Origin of the sequence: Gilvimarinus gilvus (assembly GCF_030518155.1) — a bacterium.
GTDB lineage: Bacteria > Pseudomonadota > Gammaproteobacteria > Pseudomonadales > Cellvibrionaceae > Gilvimarinus > Gilvimarinus gilvus.
Genome location: NZ_JAULRU010000072.1, coordinates 1 through 392, shown reverse-complemented (window position 1 = coordinate 392; position 392 = coordinate 1). Strand labels below are relative to the sequence as shown.

The window sequence follows — 392 nt, the reverse complement described above, 5'->3', positions numbered from 1 at the left end:
CAAAGCTTTGATTTTTGCCTTTGTAGCACCAAACGTTAATGGAATTGCAACACCAAGGTTTACAGAAGTAAAACGATCAAGGCCATTGTAATACCTTTGTACTCCATTTTTTTCGTGCATTCCAATCATCGATAAACTGTTTACACCAAGTGAAAATTCTGGTAAACCTTCGGCTTTTACGACTTCTTTGTTTCGTTCTGTAATTTCCATCTGTTGGTAAAAAGCTTTGAGAGTAGGATTATTATCAATTGTAGAACCGTCTAAAATTCCACTCAATTTTAATGGAATATAATTTGTCTCTTTGGTAATTGTAAAATTCTCTTCGGTATTCAATAATACGTTTAGATTTTTGTACGCATTTGCTAAATACACTTTGTTTTGTTTCAGCAACA

The 392-nt window shown here is 32.9% G+C and carries 1 protein-coding gene; it reads right to left on the bottom strand.

The genetic code is table 11. The features are described from left to right. Window positions 1-392, bottom strand: a 392-nt coding sequence (locus QWI17_RS00350) for a TolC family protein (RefSeq protein ID WP_302720515.1), incomplete at both ends; no start/stop codon positions are given.